General features: G+C 70.3%; 15 protein-coding genes. 7 read left to right on the top strand and 8 right to left on the bottom strand.

The genetic code is table 11. The annotated features are described in order from the left end of the window. Positions 1–7: 7 nt before the first annotated feature. The 5 genes from L3Q67_RS41120 to L3Q67_RS41100 form a co-directional block, all read right to left on the bottom strand. A complete protein-coding gene (locus L3Q67_RS41120; RefSeq protein ID WP_499186799.1) occupies positions 8–1,303 on the bottom strand; it encodes a type 2 periplasmic-binding domain-containing protein in 1,296 nt (431 codons plus the stop codon). Between the two features lie 160 nt (positions 1,304–1,463). Then, positions 1,464–2,591, bottom strand: a complete 1,128-nt coding sequence (locus tag L3Q67_RS41115; RefSeq protein WP_499186798.1) for a lactonase family protein — start codon at positions 2,589–2,591, stop codon at positions 1,464–1,466. A gap of 56 nt (positions 2,592–2,647) precedes the next feature. Continuing rightward, positions 2,648–4,045, bottom strand: coding sequence for a GntP family permease (locus L3Q67_RS41110; protein ID WP_209665670.1), 1,398 nt, complete (start codon positions 4,043–4,045; stop codon positions 2,648–2,650). Continuing rightward, positions 4,042–5,640, bottom strand: a complete 1,599-nt coding sequence (locus L3Q67_RS41105) for an N-acyl-D-amino-acid deacylase family protein (RefSeq protein WP_499186797.1) — start codon at positions 5,638–5,640, stop codon at positions 4,042–4,044. Before L3Q67_RS41105 ends, L3Q67_RS41110 begins: the two co-directional genes overlap by 4 nt. Before the next feature lie 9 nt (positions 5,641–5,649). Beyond that, positions 5,650–6,948 carry an amino acid deaminase gene (locus L3Q67_RS41100; RefSeq protein WP_499191768.1) on the bottom strand — a complete coding sequence of 433 codons (1,299 nt, stop codon included), beginning with the start codon at positions 6,946–6,948 and terminating at the stop codon, positions 5,650–5,652. Between the two features lie 150 nt (positions 6,949–7,098). Here L3Q67_RS41100 and L3Q67_RS41095 point away from each other — a divergent pair, with 150 nt between their 5' ends. From L3Q67_RS41095 to L3Q67_RS41085, 3 genes are read left to right on the top strand one after another with little or no spacing between them, the layout of a single operon-like run. Further along, positions 7,099–8,043 (top strand): sugar kinase, encoded by a 945-nt coding sequence (locus tag L3Q67_RS41095; protein ID WP_499191767.1) that lies wholly within the window; start codon positions 7,099–7,101, stop codon positions 8,041–8,043. Beyond that, positions 8,040–8,801, top strand: a complete 762-nt coding sequence (locus L3Q67_RS41090; protein WP_209665673.1) for an IclR family transcriptional regulator — start codon at positions 8,040–8,042, stop codon at positions 8,799–8,801. Before L3Q67_RS41095 ends, L3Q67_RS41090 begins: the two co-directional genes overlap by 4 nt. Positions 8,802–8,806: 5 nt before the next feature. Next, the gene (locus L3Q67_RS41085; RefSeq protein WP_499186796.1) at positions 8,807–9,190 is read left to right on the top strand and encodes a RidA family protein; all 384 of its coding nucleotides are present in this window, start codon (positions 8,807–8,809) and stop codon (positions 9,188–9,190) included. 546 nt (positions 9,191–9,736) lie between these two features. Here the strand turns inward: L3Q67_RS41085 and L3Q67_RS41080 are convergent. Genes L3Q67_RS41080 through L3Q67_RS41070 form a run of 3 tightly spaced genes read right to left on the bottom strand, consistent with a single transcriptional unit; the run spans position 9,737 to position 11,816 of the window. After that, positions 9,737–10,735, bottom strand: coding sequence for an aminocyclopropane-1-carboxylate deaminase (locus L3Q67_RS41080; protein ID WP_499186795.1), 999 nt, complete (start codon positions 10,733–10,735; stop codon positions 9,737–9,739). Further along, positions 10,735–11,385: a GntR family transcriptional regulator gene (locus tag L3Q67_RS41075; RefSeq protein WP_499186794.1), complete on the bottom strand. Its 651-nt coding sequence runs from the start codon at positions 11,383–11,385 to the stop codon at positions 10,735–10,737. The genes L3Q67_RS41080 and L3Q67_RS41075 overlap by 1 nt, the downstream gene beginning before the upstream one ends. Before the next feature lie 56 nt (positions 11,386–11,441). After that, positions 11,442–11,816: a DUF1844 domain-containing protein gene (locus L3Q67_RS41070; protein ID WP_209665677.1), complete on the bottom strand. Its 375-nt coding sequence runs from the start codon at positions 11,814–11,816 to the stop codon at positions 11,442–11,444. Positions 11,817–12,039: 223 nt separating this feature from the next. Here L3Q67_RS41070 and infC point away from each other — a divergent pair, with 223 nt between their 5' ends. The 4 genes from infC to L3Q67_RS41050 all read left to right on the top strand — a co-directional run bounded on the left by infC (position 12,040) and on the right by L3Q67_RS41050 (position 14,207). Further along, positions 12,040–12,669 (top strand): translation initiation factor IF-3, encoded by a 630-nt coding sequence (gene infC / locus L3Q67_RS41065; RefSeq protein WP_499191766.1) that lies wholly within the window; start codon positions 12,040–12,042, stop codon positions 12,667–12,669. 71 nt (positions 12,670–12,740) lie between these two features. Beyond that, a complete protein-coding gene (rpmI, locus tag L3Q67_RS41060) occupies positions 12,741–12,935 on the top strand; it encodes a 50S ribosomal protein L35 (protein WP_113692815.1) in 195 nt (64 codons plus the stop codon). Positions 12,936–12,996: 61 nt separating this feature from the next. Continuing rightward, entirely contained in the window at positions 12,997–13,377 is a 381-nt protein-coding gene (rplT, locus tag L3Q67_RS41055) for a 50S ribosomal protein L20 (RefSeq protein ID WP_499186793.1), read from the top strand. An 11-nt stretch (positions 13,378–13,388) separates the two neighbouring features. Beyond that, positions 13,389–14,207, top strand: coding sequence for a TrmH family RNA methyltransferase (locus L3Q67_RS41050; protein ID WP_499186792.1), 819 nt, complete (start codon positions 13,389–13,391; stop codon positions 14,205–14,207). Positions 14,208–14,222 lie beyond the last annotated feature (15 nt).

Below are 14,222 nucleotides of genomic sequence, written 5' to 3'. Positions count from 1 at the left end.
CGGGCTCCTAAGAACCGAACGCGTTGTTCATGCGCTCGCTCGCCCCGGCCAGCGCGCCGTCGATGTTCTGCTCCCCGGTGACGATCTGCTGCACCGCGGTGGGCAGGATCTTCTGGGCGTCGATCTTCGACCAGGCCGGGGTGGCGGGCACGAACTTGGTGCCCGCGGTCAGCGTGTCCGCGAACGGCTTGAGGAACGGGTCGGTGGCGGCCAGCTGCTGCTGCACGCTGCCGAGCGTGGGCAGGTTCCCCATCGCGGTGTACATCTTGGACTGGTACTTGGCGCTGCCCAGCAGCTGGGTGAACTGCACGGCCAGGGTCTTGCGCTTGGTCGCGCCGAACACGCCGAGCAGGTTGCCCCCGGCGAAGGCCGGGGCGATCGAGCCCGGGTCCTTGCCCGGCAGCGGCACCACCGCGTACTTGTCCTTCATGCCTTCTTCGACGGCCTTGCGGTTGAAGTCACCGCCGACGGTCATGCCCGCCTTGCCACCGGAGAACGCCTGCACGCTCTGCGTCCCGGTCAGGTTGGCGCACTGCTCCGGCGGGCAGATGTCCGGCTTGATCAGGTCGGCGTAGGCGGAGATGCCCGCCTTCGCCTCACCCGAGGTGAGCGAGGCCGACCAGCGCTCGCCGTCCTGGCGGGCGATCTCGCCGCCGCTGGCCCACAGGAACGGCAGCATCGCGTAGGTGTACTGGCCGCCGACGGAGATGCCGTAGAGGTCCGGCTTCGCCTGGCGGATCTTGCGCGCGGTCTCGGTCAGCTCCGCGATCGACTTCGGCGGCTGCAGGCCGAGCTCGGTGAACACGTCGGTCCGGTAGTACAGCGCGCGGATGCCGGTGAACCACGGCAGGCCGTAGACCTTGCCGTCCACTTTGGCCGTGTCGAGCACGGTCGGCAGCAGGTCGGCGCCCTCGGACCAGCCCTGGACGTCGGCGGTCAGGTCGGCGAAGGCACCGGTCTCGGCGTAGCTCGCCGCGTCGGTGTTGCCGAACTCGGCGACGTCGGGCGCGTTGTTCGGGTCGTTGAAGGCACCGGAGAACTTGTCGGCGCGGCCCTCGACCGCGACCCACTGCACCTCGACGTCCACGCCGGGGTGCGCGGCTTCGAACTCGGCGATCGCCTCGTTCACCACGGCTTCCTTGGGCTGGCGCTTGGCTTCGTCGAACAACCACACCCGCAGCGGGCCGGTCTGCTCGTCCCCGCCCTGGCTCGGGCCGCCGGACTGGGTGGGCGCGCACGCGGAGGCGGTGAGCCCCGCGGCCAGCGCCACCGCCGCGAACACGCGGCTGAGTCTTCTGTTCATCAAGCACTCCGTTGCACTATTCGCAATGGGCGTTTCGCTATTAGCAACGAATCGTAGGTGGGTGCCGCACCCCACACAAGGGTCTAGACCACCCCGCCAATGCTATGAGTGGGGCATTACTTGCATTGAACGCAAGTAATGCCCCACTCATAGCGTTCAGTTACCGGAAGAGCACGAAGGCGACGTGGTTCACCGTCAGCGAGCCCGCCGGTTTGCCCAGCAGGCCGGTCGCCGGGTCGCGCGGCAGCCAGGTCACCGTGTTCGACCGCTGGTTCGCCACGTAGACCCACTTCTCGCTCGGGTCCAGGGTGAAGTGCCGCGGCCAGGCGCCACCGGTCTTGACGTTCTCGCCGATCCGCTTGAGCTGCGCACCCGCCGCGCCGACGCCGAAGGTGGCGATGGTGTCCTCACCGCGGTTCGAGGCGTAGACGAACCGGCCGTCCTTCGAGATGGCGATCTCCGCCGGGTACTGGGGCACCGGAGCGGTCGGCGGGACGGTCGGCACCACGGCACCGGCGGTGAGCTTGCCGGCGTTCGAGTCCCACGCGGCGACGGTGATCTCCGCGCGCAGCTCGCCGAGGATGTAGGCGTACCGGCCGTTCGGGTGGAACACCAGGTGCCGCGGCCCGGCCCCCGAGGGCAGCTTGAGCTGCTGGTGCTGCGTGAGCTTCCCGGTGCCCTGGTCCAGCTTGTACACGTAGACCGAGTCCGCGCCCAGGTCGACCGCGACCACCCAGCGGCCGCTGGGATCGGTCACCACCTGGTGGGCGTGGGCCTCCCGCTCCGCGCCGACGTGCTTGACCACGTCGGTCGGCGCGCCGAGCGTGCCGCCGCTCCGGATCGGCAGCACGGACACCGTGCCGTCGGTGTAGTTCGCGGCCAGCACGTACCGCCCGCCGGGGTGCACCGACAGGTGCGTGGTCCCGGCGCCCTTGACCGGCTGGGTGCCGAGCACCTTCGGCGGGTTGCCCGCGCTCAGCGTGGTCACCCGGCCGTCCGGCACCAGCTCGTTGGTCGAGTACAGCTTGTCCCTGGCCACCGCCAGCCACGACGCGTCGTCCACGCCGGGCACGGTCGCGCCCAGCGTCAGCGCCGGGCCGCTGCCGCGGGTGGCCACCTGGAGGCCGACGCCGGGGGGCTCACCCCAGGTGGTGTAACTGCCCAGGTAGACCACGCAACCCGCCCTTTCCGTGCTCGCCGCGGCCCGCCCGGTGAACACACCGGTCATGCCGACCGCGCCCGCCGCACCGACGGCCCCCAGAAATCTCCGGCGATCGAACCCTGCCATCCATCCACTCCTTCAGTTGTGGTGAATCGTGTTGTGGCGGCTTCACGGGGTACTGCTCAGACGAACGCCATGATCAGTGCGGCTACGGCGAAACCGGCGACCGAGAGCACGGTTTCCAGCACTGTCCACGTTTTCAGGGTGTCGGCCACCGAGATGCCGAAGTACCGCGAGACGATCCAGAACCCGCCGTCGTTGACGTGCGAGGCGATGATCGACCCGGCGGCGATGGCCACCACCAGCAGCGCCAGCTGCACCTGCGAGTAACCCAGCTCGGTGACCGTCGGCGCGATGATGCCGCTGGTGGTCACGATGGCCACGGTCGCCGAGCCCTGCGCGATCCGCATGCCGCAGCTGATCACGTACGCGGCCAGGATCACCGGCAGCCCGGCGTCGTCCAGCGAACCGGCCACGGCCTTGCCGATGCCGGTCGCCGAAAGGACCGCGCCGAAGAACGCACCGGCGCCGACGACCAGCAGGATCATCGCCACCGGCCGCAGCGCGGTGGCGGACAGCTCGCTCAGCTGCTTGCCGGTCATGCCGCGCCGGGTGCCGAGCAGCCACGAAGCCAGCAGCACCGCGATGGTCAGCGCCACCGCGGGCGTGCCGATGAACGCGGCGATGCCGGACAGCGTCGTGGCGTCCTTGGGCAGCCAGATGCTGCCGAACGTGCCGACCAGGATCAGCACCAGCGGCACCGCGATGATGAACGCGACCAGCTTCAGCGAAGGCGGGTTCTCCTGCTCGTCGTCACCGTTCTCGACGAGCATCTCCTCGGGCACCGGCAGCACGATCTTCTTGCCGATCCACGACGAATACAGCACGCCGCCGATGAACCAGGCAGGCAGCCCGCAGATCGCGCCCATCAGGATGACCCAGCCGAGGTCCACGCCCAGCAGGCCCGCCGCGGCCACCGGACCGGGGTGCGGCGGCAGGAAGGCGTGCGTCACCGAAAGCCCGGCGAGCAGCGGCATGCAGTACAGGATGATCGACTTGCCGCCCTGCTTGGCGGCCACGTACACCAGCGGCGCCAGCACGAAGATGCCGATGTCGAAGAACACCGGGATGCCGAAGATCAACCCGGCCACGCCCATCGCCAGCGGCGCGCGCTTCTCGCCGAAGGCCCGCAGCAGCGTGGTGGTCAGCACCCGCGCGCCGCCGGACTTCTCCAGGATCGCGCCGAGCAGGGTACCGAGCCCGATGATCGCCGCGATGTGCCCGAGGATGCCGCCGAACCCCTTTTCCAGCAGGGAGTCCGAAGCCTTCTGCGCGGAGCCGACCAGCGTGCCCACCGGTACGCCCGCGGCGAGCGCGGTGAGCAGGCCCACCACGATCAGCGCGATGAACGGCTCGAGCTTGAGCTTGATGATCGCCAGCAGCAGCACCGCGATGGAAAGCGCGGCGAGGGTGAGCAGACCGGCTGTGGAGTGCTGCAGCCAGTCGATGAATCCGGTCATGTGGTCGTGCTTTCTCGCTTGCGTAGTGAGTGCCCGGCGAGCGCGCCGGTGGCCCGCCCGCCGTCGATCGCGGCGACCCCGTTGACGAAGACGTACGGGATGCCGCCGGCCTGCTGCCGGGGTTCGTCGAAGGTGGCGGTGTCGGCGACCGCGTCCGGGTCGAACAGCACCAGGTCCGCCGCGTACCCCGTGCGCACGAGACCGCGATCGGCCAGGCGCAGGCGCTTCGCCGCGCGCCCGGTGAGGTGCGCGACGCAGTCGGCGAGGTCCAGCACGCCCAGTTCGCGGACGTACCTGGCCAGGTAGCGGGGGAAGGTCCCCCAAGCCCGCGGGTGCGGGCGGGCGCCGACGAGCAGGCCGTCGCTGCCGCCGGTGTGCGTGACGTGCCGCATGATCGCCTGCACGTTCTCCTCGTGCCCGACGTGCATCAGGCACGAGGTGCCGAGGCGCTCGGAGATCAGCACGTCGAAGTACAGCTCGGAGATCGGGCGCCCGGCACGCCGCGCGGACTCGGCCACGCTGTGCCCGACCAGGTGCGCGTTGTCCGGGTTCCGCACGCCGTTGATCTCGATGGCCTCCCAGTCGATCGGCACGCCGTGCGCACCGTCCGAACCGGTTTCCTCGATCTCGACACGGATCCGCTCGCGGGTGTCCGGATCGGCCAGCCGGTTCAGCGTCGCTTCCAGCCCGCCCTCGGCCGACCAGCTCGGCAGCAACGCGGAGAGGTAGGTGGCGCCGGGCAGGTACGGATAGGTGTCGAGGGAGATGTCGCAGCCCTCGGCGAGCGCGTCGTCGAGCAGCCGCAGCAGTTCCGGCGCGCGGCCCTTGTTCACCGAGAAGTTCATCGTCGCGTGCGCGAGGTGCAGCGGGCAGCCCGAGCGCCGCGACACGTCGACCATCTCCGCGAACGCCTCCAGCGCCCCGGCGCCGTAGCTGCGGTGGTGCGGGCTGTAGAACCCGCCGTGCGCGCCGACCACGGCACACAGGTCCACGAGTTCTTCGGTGCTCGCGTACATGCCCGGGGTGTAAGTGAGCCCGGAGGACATGCCGACCGCGCCTTCGGCCAGCCCGGTGACCAGCAGTTCGCGCATCCGGTTCAGCTCGGCCTCGGTGGCGGGCCGGTCGTCGAAGCCGACGGCCAGCATGCGCACCGAACCCTGCGGGATGAGGTACGCCGCGTTCACCGCGATGCCCTGGTCGAGCCGGTCGAGGTACTCGCCGACCGAGCGCCAGTTCCAGTCGAAGCCGGGCGGGTCGTCGTTCCAGCCGGCGAGCTGGGCCCGCAGCGCGGCCAGCGTCGAGTCGTCGACGGGGGCGTAGGACAGCCCGTCCTGGCCGAGGACCTCGGTGGTCACGCCCTGGGACACCTTCGCCAGGTGGTCCGGCTGCGCCAGCACTTGGATGTCCGAGTGGGAGTGCATGTCGATGAAACCGGGGGCCAGCACCAGCCCGCCGGCGTCGAGTGTCTTGCGCCCGCTGAGCGAACCGGGCGCGCCGATCGCGGCGATGCGGCCGCCGTCGATGCCGACGTCACCGGTCTCGATCGGCGCGCCGGTGCCGTCGGCGATCCGCGCGCCGGAGATCACGAGGTCCATAACCAGCCCCTAGAAGTAGGTGCGGACGAAGTCGACGACCGTCCGGCCGTCGGCGTCCACCACGGGGATGAGCGGCCACTTGTCGAACACCGTGCAGGGGTGCGACAACCCGAGCCCGATCCAGTCGCCGACCGCGACGGGAGACCCGGGCGGCAGGGCGAGGAAGGCGTGCTGGTCGTTCATCGCGGTGAGGGTGTGCCCGGACAGCGGCTCCACCCGATCGTCCGGCCCGCGGCGCAACTGCGGTTCGGGCAGTCCTTCGTCGAAGGAGGCGTCGCGCTTGCCGAGCGTGAGCAACGCGAGTTCGTCGGACGGCTTCGAGGTCACCTGGGCCCAGGCACGCAACGCGGACCGGAACGGCTCGCCGGTGGTGCGCGGGTGCTCGCCCAGCGGGGAGATCCCGCGGTAGAAGCCGTCGTCGTGGGTCAGGTAGGCGCCGCTGCGCAGCACCGGGCGGATGGTCAGCCCGTCCGGCCAGCCGGTGGTGATGCCCTCGGCGACCTGGTCGAAGTAGGCGCTGCCCCCGGCGGTCACGATGATCTCGTCGACGTCGGCGAACAGCCCGCGCCCGTGCAGGTCGACCGCCAGCTCACGCAGGTCGTCCACATAGGACTTGATCCGGGCTTGGGCGGCTTCGCTCGCGTCGTGCGCGAGGGCGCCCTCGTAACCGCCGACCCCGGCCAGCCGCAGCGCCGGGCTGGCGTGCACGGCTTCGGCGACGGCGATCGCGGTGGCGCGGTCACGGGCGCCGGTGCGGCCGCCGTCCGCGCCCAGCTCCACCAGCACGTCCACCGGTCGCGTCCCGGTCAGCGCCGCGCTCATCCGCGCCACGCCGTCGGTCGAATCGGCCCAGCAGGTGAACTCGAACGACGGGTCGGCGTCCAGTTCGGCGGAGAGCCAGGCCAGCGCGGCCGGGTCCACCAGCTGGTTGGCCAGCAGGATCCGGGAGAGGCCGAAGGCGCGGTAGATCCGCAGCTGGCTGGCGTTCGCGGTGGTGATGCCCCAGGCGCCGTGCTCGATCTGGCGGGCGAACAACGCGGGCGCCATCGTGGTCTTGCCGTGGGGCGCCAGTTCGACACCGTGCTTCGCGCACCAGTCCGCCATGGCGCGGAGGTTGTGCGCGAGCGCGTCCTCTTCGAGCACCACGACCGGGCCGAGGAAGCCACCGGTGAACAGGTCCGGCTTGGCCGCCGCGGCCTCGCCGATCCGGCGGCCGGACAGCCCGGCCGGGATCGACTTGAACCGCCAGTCGATGGTTTCGTTGCGGGCGCTCTCGAGTGCCGCTTCGTTGATCACGCAGCTCACCAGCCAGCCTCCAAGCGTTGCATATGTTGCAACGGGCGTTGCGCATATTGCGTGGCATAGGTGTAGCATCCGGGTCGCGACTGGTCAACGGCGAGAAAACGCGGGGAGTCGGGTTTGTCCAACCTGCCGGAAGTGCTCTGCATCGGCGAGTCGATGGCGCTCTTTGTCCCCGGTGAGGCCGGGCCACCGCACCGGGTGCGGACCTGGCAGCGCACGGTCGGCGGCGCGGAGTCCAATGTGGCCTGCCACCTCGCCGCACTGGGCCTGCGCAGCCGCTGGGTCAGCGCCGTCGGCGAAGATCCGTTCGGGCGCGCGCTGCTCGACGAGATCGGCGCGGCCGGGGTGGACGTGAGCGACGCCGTCGTCGATCCCGCGCGGCCGACCGGGCTGTACGTCAAGGAAAGCGGCTCGGGTGGCAGCCCGGTGCGCTACTACCGGACCGGCTCGGCGGCTTCGGCGATGGGCCCGGAACTGCTGCGGCGCCTCGACCTCGGTGCCGTCGACGTGATCCACCTGAGCGGGATCACCTCGGCGCTGTCGGCCTCCTGCGCCGAACTCGTGCGCGAGGTGCTCGCCTGGCCGAGAACGGGCACGCGCGTTTCGTTCGACCTGAACTTCCGGCCGGTGCTGTGGACCGGGCGCGACCACGCCGCCGAACTGACCGCGCTCGCCCGCCAGGCCGACATCGTGCTCGCCGGTGACGACGAAGCCGAGATCGTCTGGGGGAGCGGCGATCCCGGTGTGCTGCGCAAACGCTTGCCGGAGCCCGAAACGCTGGTGATCAAGCACGGCGCCCGCGGCGCGACCCTGCTCGAAGGCGATCGCGAGCCGGTGTTCGCGCCCGCGCTGAAGGTGGACGTGGTCGAGCCGGTCGGCGCCGGGGACGCCTTCGCGGCCGGGTTCCTCGCCGCGACCCTGCGCGGGGAAGACCCGCTGACCCGGCTGCGGTCCGGGCACCTGCAGGCGGCCTCTACGCTGCGCACGCACGACGACGTGGGGCCGCCGCTGCCCCCGGACGTGATCGCCGGACTGCTCGCCGCCGACGAGGCGGCCTGGGCGGCGACCCGGCTGACGGACGAGGGAGTGGTACGCGCATGAGCCAGAGCCTGGACCGGGCGCTCACCCTGCTTTCCGGGATGGCCAAGGAACACCGGACGCTGGACCAGCTCGCCGAAGAGGTCGGCGTGCACAAGTCGACCGTGCTGCGGCTGCTGCGCACGCTCGAGCAGCACCACTTCGTCCGCCGCGACGGCACGCGGTACTACCGGCTCGGCAGCGCGCTGTTCGACCTGGCGAACCAGGCGCTGGAGGGCTACGACGTCCGGCGCGCCGCGCAGCCCGCGCTCGCCGCGCTCAACGCGCGCACCGGGCACACCGTGCACCTGGCCAGCTATGAGGACGGCGAAGTCGTCTACATCGACAAGTACGAGGGACGGCACTCGGTCCGGATGTACTCGCGGGTCGGCAAACGCGCGCCGCTGCACTGCACCGCGGTCGGCAAGGTGCTGGTCGCCTCGTTCACGCCGGACCGGCGGCATGAGGTGGCTCACCGGATCGACTACGTCCGGCTGACCACCAATACGATTTCCTCGGCGGCCGGGTACCTGGCCGAACTGGCGCAGGTCGAGCGCCGCGGCTACGCGGTGGACAACGCCGAACACGAGGACTTCATCCACTGCATCGCCGCGCCGGTGCGCGGTGCGGGCGGCGAAGTGCTGGCCGCGGCCAGCCTGTCGGTGCCGAAGGTGCTGCTGGACTACGAAGGACTGCTCGCGCTGGTACCGGACCTGGTGTCGGCCGCGGAGGAGGCGTCCATCCACAGTGGATGGACGGGAGCGAGGAACACGGAAGGATGAAGCACATGGGCAAGGTCGCGATCAGCACGGAGAACGCCCCGACGCCGGTGGCGAACTTCGCGCAGGCCGTTCGCAAGGGGAACATCCTGCAGCTGGCCGGCCAGGTCGCCTTCGAACCCGGCACGAACAAGATCGTCGGGGACACGGTCGGCGAGCAGACCCGCCAGACGTTCAAGAACCTCACCGCCGTGCTGGAGGCGGCCGGGGCGAGCTGGGACGACGTGGTGATGACGCGGGTGTACCTGACCGACACCGGGCACTTCGCCGAATTCAACCAGGTCTACAACGAACTCATCGGCGAGCCGTACCCGGCGCGCACCACCGTCTACGTCGGCCTGCCCGCCGGCCTGCTGGTCGAAATCGACCTGCTGGCCGTCGTCGGCGACTGAGTCTTCTGCCACGCCTCCGGCGTGGCGGCGAGATCGCTTGTGATCCGGTCAACGGAGTGAGGCACACCGTGCCGCTGGGCGGCCCAGCGCGCCCCACTCCGTTGACCGGCGCGATCTCGCGGTGCTCAGTCGGTGACTGAGTTTTCTGCCGCGTCTTCGGTGTGGCGGCGGGATTGCTGTTGATCGGGTCGGCGGGGTGGGGCGCACCGTGTCGCTGGGCGGCCCAGCGCGCCCCACTCCGTTGACCGGCGCGATCTCGCGGTGCTCAGTCGGTGACTGAGTTTTCTGCCGCGTCTTCGGTGTGGCGGCGGGATTGCTGTTGATCGGGTCGGCGGGGTGGGGCGCACCGTGTCGCTGGGCGGCCGAGCGCGTCTCGCTTTGTTGATCGGCGCGGTCTCGCGGTGCTCAGTCGGTGACTGAGTTTTCTGCCGCGTCTTCGGTGTGGCGGCGGGATTGCTGTTGATCGGGTCGGCGGGGTGGGGCGCACCGTGTCGCTGGGCGGCCGAGCGCGTCTCGCTTTGTTGATCGGCGCGATTTCGCGGCGCTCTAGTGCACCTCGCTGTAGGCGTTCAGGGCCGGTTGGCCGCCCAGGTGGGCGTAGAGCACCGTGGAAGAGCGCGGGATTTCGCCGCGGGTGACCAGGTCGATCAGGCCCGCCATCGACTTGCCCTCGTACACCGGGTCGGTGATCATGCCCTCCAGCCTGCCCGCCGTGCGCATGGCGTCCACAGTGGACTCGTCCGGCACGCCGTAGACCCCGGCGTGGTACCGCTCGTCCAGCACCACCTCGTCCGGTTCCCGCGGCGCGTCGATCAGCTCGGCGGTCGCCTTCGCGATCCGGCCGACCTGCGTCCGGGTCTCCGCCGGTTTCGCCGAGGCGTCGATGCCGATGATCCGGCGCGGCCGGTCGCCCAGCGTGGCGCCCGCGATCATGCCCGCCTGCGTGCTCCCGGTGACCGAGCAGACCACGATGGTGTCGAAGTGGACGCCCAGTTCCCGTTCCTGCGCCTCGACTTCGAGCATCCAGTTCGCGAACCCGAGCCCGCCGAGCCGGTGGTCCGAAGCACCGGCGGGGATCGCGTACGGCTTGCCGCCGCCCGCCTCGATCTCCGCGACCGCCCGCTCCCAGCTCTCCTTGAACCCGATGCCGAAACCGGCGTCCACCAGCCGGACGTCGGCCCCCATCAGCCGGGAGAGCTGGATGTTGCCCACCCGGTCGTACCCGGGATCTTCCCAGTCCACCCAGTTTTCCTGCACCAGCACCGCTTTCAACCCGGTGCGGGCGGCCGCCGCGGCCACCTGCCTGGTGTGGTTGGACTGCACCCCGCCGATCGAGATCAGTGTGTCCGCCCCGGTCGCGAGCGCGTCGGCGACCAGGTACTCCAGCTTGCGCGTCTTGTTGCCGCCGTAAGCCAGCCCGGAGTTGACGTCCTCGCGCTTGGCCCAGATCTCGGCGCCGCCGAGGTGCGCGGTGAGCCGGTCGAGGCGGTGCACCGGCGAGGGGCCGAACAGCAACGGGTAGCGGGGGAACGAGCCGAGGGACATCAGCTTTCCTTTCCGGCGTCCAGCAGGTCGCCGAGTTCGGCCCAGATCCGGCCGGTGATACGGACGGCTTCGCCCGTGTCGCCCGCCGCGCAGGCTTCGATGAACTGCTCGTGCCGCCGGATCGACCGGTGCGCGGGCAGGCTGGAGAACCGCGCGCGTTCGAGGCGGCGGAGCAGCGGGGTGTAGCGGTCGAGCGTCTCGGCCACCGCCCGGTTGCCGCACGCCTCGACCGGCACGTCGTGGAACTCGTCGTCCGCCTCGATCGCCGCGTCGACCTCCCGCGCTTCAATGGCGGCGGCGAACTTCGCGTTGGCCGCCCGCATCCGCGCCAGGTGTTCCGGGGTCAGCCGCGCGGTACGCACGGCGAACTCGTGCAGCGCGCGGGTCAACAGGAGCGCGTCACGCACGTCGTCGCTTTCGAGTGGCGCGACACGGGTGAAGCTCTGCGGCTTCGATTCGACGAGGCCTTCGGCGGTGAGCCTGGTCAGCGCCTGCCGCACCGGCGCCCGGGACAAGCCCAGTTCGGCGGCCAGGTCGTGCTCGCGCAACTGCTCACCGGGCTTCAGTTCTCCCGTGACGATCGCCCGCCGCAGGTGTTCATAAGCCTCGTCCCGCAGCAGCACGCGGCGGACAGGTGCCAACCCACTCATATCTAACATGTTAGCTGTCGGAAAGCGGGACCGCCAGGGTCCGCCGGGAGGCCGGCTCAGTGCACGGGGCCGGTGTACTTCTCGCCGGGACCCTGGCCCGGCGCGTCCGGCACGGCCGAGGCCTCGCGGAACGCCTTCTGCAAGGACTGCAGTCCGTCGCGCAGCGGGCCGGCGTGCGCACCGAGGTACTCCGCCGACGAGGTGACCAGTCCGGCCAGCGCGGTGATCAGGCGCCGCGCCTCGTCTAGGTCGCGGCGGGGGCTGTTGTCCGGGTCCACGTCGGCGAGGCCGAGCCGCTCGGCGCCGGCCGACATCAGCATCACGGCGGCCCGGCTGATCACCTCTACACTGGGGATCGTTTCGAGCTCGCGGATGCCGTCGGCGTCCGTCGCGGGGGAATTCTGAGGCTGGTGTCCAGCGTTGAACGACACGTCTGGTACCCTTCCACGAGCGACCAGCCCCTGAGTGATCGGGGGCGGCAAGTGGAGCCCCGCTCCCACCCGCGTCACCGTTTTCAGGCGGCCGGGTCCGGTCTCGCGAAACGGCACGACCCGCTCGGGCGTGGCCGTCGCGAAGGCAGCCGACCTCGTGTCGGCGGCCGATCGGATGAGGGCCCCGCGGCCGCATGCAGATGCGGAAGCCGGGGCCTTTGGTATGTGGGCACCAGGTCGAACGAGCGAAGCAGAACATTACTCGGACCAAGGAGGCCCCATCAGCTCCGAGACGCGCATCAACGAGCGCATCCGCGTTCCCGAGGTCCGGTTGGTCGGACCCAACGGGGAACAGGTCGGCATCGTCCGCATAGAGGACGCACTCCGGCTCGCCCAGGAAGCGGACCTGGACCTCGTCGAGGTCGCCCCGCAGGCACGGCCGCCGGTCGCCAAGCTCATGGACTTCGGCAAGTTCAAGTACGAGAGCGCCCAGAAGGCCCGTGAGTCGCGCCGCAACCAGCAGCTGACCGTCATCAAAGAGCAGAAGCTGCGCCCGAAGATCGACCAGCACGACTACGAGACGAAGAAGGGCCACGTGTCCCGCTTCCTCGCCGCTGGTAACAAGGTCAAGGTCACGATCATGTTCCGTGGCCGGGAGCAGTCCAGGCCGGAGCTCGGTTTCCGCCTGCTGCAGAAGCTGGCCGACGACGTCCAGGAGCTCGGCTTCGTGGAGTCCTCGCCCAAGCAGGACGGCCGCAACATGATCATGGTGCTGGCGCCGCACAAGAACGTGAAGCCGCCGAAGGCGAAGGCCAAGGAAGCCGAGGCCGAAGCCGAAGTGGCGGATTCCTAGTACCGGCCCCGGGCCCGCACAGTCAGCAGCACACCGAGAAATCGGTGTGCTGCCGCACGAAAGAGGATGAAATGCCCAAGAACAAGACCCACAGCGGGACCTCCAAGCGAGTCCGCGTCACCGGCACCGGCAAGATCCGCCGCCAGAAGGCCGGCCGCCGTCACCTGATGGAGAAGAAGGCCAGCAAGGTGACCCGGCGCCTCGAAGGCACCACCGAGCTCGCCAAGGCCGACGTCAGCCGCGTCAAGCGCCTCCTCGGCCGCTGACCGCACTTGCTCTGAACACCCCGGGGCGTAACCCGCCCCCCGAGATCGACAGGATGGACCCGTGGCACGCGTCAAGCGGGCGGTGAACGCCAAGAAGAAGCGTCGCACAACTCTCGAACTGGCCAGTGGTTACCGCGGTCAGCGCTCTCGGCTGTACCGCAAGGCCAAGGAGCAGACGCTTCACTCCCTGAACTACGCCTACCGGGACCGCCGGGCCCGCAAGGGTGACTTCCGCCAGCTGTGGATCACCCGCATCAACGCGGCCGCCCGGGCGAACGGGGTGACCTACAACCGGTTCATCCAGGGCCTCAAGGCCGCCGGGGTGGAGGTCGACCGCAAGATCCTCGCCGACCTCGCGGTGAACGACGCCGTCGCCTTCACGGCACTGGCCGAGCTGGCCAAGAAGAACGTGACGACCGGCGAAGAGAAGAAGTCGGCCTGAGCACCACCGGCGTGAACCAGCGACCCGGGGACGGTCTGCCCGCACTGTCGGGCCACAAGACCCCCCGGGTCGTTGCTGCGCGCAGGCTGACTTCCCGGTCCGGGCGCACCGAAGCGGGCCGCTTCCTCGCCGAAGGCGCGCAGGCCGTCCGCGAAGCGCTGGCGTACGGGACCGTGCACGAGCTGTTCGCCACCGAAGCCGCGGCGGACAAGCACCCGGAACTCGTCGCCCGCGCGGCGGAAAGCGGTGCGCGGATCTCCTCGATCACCCAGCGCGCCGCCGAGATGCTATCGGAAACCGTTTCACCGCAAGGACTCGTCGCCGTCTGCGAACTGGTCGACGTCCCGCTCGCCGACGCGCTGTCCGGCTCGCCGCGCCTGGTCGCGGTCCTCGCGGGCATCGCCGACCCTGGCAACGCCGGCACCGTGCTGCGGGTCGCCGACGCCGCCGGCGCGGACGCGGTGATCTTCGCCGGTGACACGGTCGACCCGCACAACGGCAAGTGCGTGCGCGCCTCCACCGGCAGCCTCTTCCACCTCCCGGTCGCCCGCGAACGGGACGTGGCCAAGGTCATCGAAGCCTGCCGCGCCGCCGGTCTCCGCGTGTTCGCCGCCGACGGTTACGCCGAGGCGGGCCTGGAGTCCGCCGACGACCTCGCCGCCCCCTCCGCCTGGGTGCTCGGCAACGAGGCGCACGGCCTTTCCGCCGACCTGCTCGCCCTCGCCGACCGCGGCATCCGGGTGCCGATCTACGGCAAGGCCGAAAGCCTCAATCTGGCCACCGCCGCCAGTTTGTGCCTCTACGCGAGCGCCATGGCGGCCCACCGCTAGTTGATCTTTCAAGAT

Source organism: Saccharothrix sp. AJ9571 (assembly GCF_021725495.1).
GTDB classification, from domain to species: Bacteria; Actinomycetota; Actinomycetes; order Mycobacteriales; family Pseudonocardiaceae; genus Amycolatopsis; species Amycolatopsis magusensis.
This window is presented reverse-complemented; position numbering and strand designations above follow the sequence as displayed.

Coding starts and splice junctions, on each gene's coding strand:
- L3Q67_RS41120 (WP_499186799.1), bottom strand. CDS start 1,303: ATGAACAGAAGACTCAGCCGCGTGTTCGCGGCGGTGGCGCTGGCCGCG.
- L3Q67_RS41115 (WP_499186798.1), bottom strand. CDS start 2,591: ATGGCAGGGTTCGATCGCCGGAGATTTCTGGGGGCCGTCGGTGCGGCG.
- L3Q67_RS41110 (WP_209665670.1), bottom strand. CDS start 4,045: ATGACCGGATTCATCGACTGGCTGCAGCACTCCACAGCCGGTCTGCTC.
- L3Q67_RS41105 (WP_499186797.1), bottom strand. CDS start 5,640: ATGGACCTCGTGATCTCCGGCGCGCGGATCGCCGACGGCACCGGCGCG.
- L3Q67_RS41095 (WP_499191767.1), top strand. CDS start 7,099: ATGGCGCTCTTTGTCCCCGGTGAGGCCGGGCCACCGCACCGGGTGCGG.
- L3Q67_RS41090 (WP_209665673.1), top strand. CDS start 8,040: ATGAGCCAGAGCCTGGACCGGGCGCTCACCCTGCTTTCCGGGATGGCC.
- L3Q67_RS41085 (WP_499186796.1), top strand. CDS start 8,807: ATGGGCAAGGTCGCGATCAGCACGGAGAACGCCCCGACGCCGGTGGCG.
- L3Q67_RS41080 (WP_499186795.1), bottom strand. CDS start 10,735: ATGTCCCTCGGCTCGTTCCCCCGCTACCCGTTGCTGTTCGGCCCCTCG.
- L3Q67_RS41075 (WP_499186794.1), bottom strand. CDS start 11,385: ATGAGTGGGTTGGCACCTGTCCGCCGCGTGCTGCTGCGGGACGAGGCT.
- infC (WP_499191766.1), top strand. CDS start 12,040: ATGTGGGCACCAGGTCGAACGAGCGAAGCAGAACATTACTCGGACCAA.
- rpmI (WP_113692815.1), top strand. CDS start 12,741: ATGCCCAAGAACAAGACCCACAGCGGGACCTCCAAGCGAGTCCGCGTC.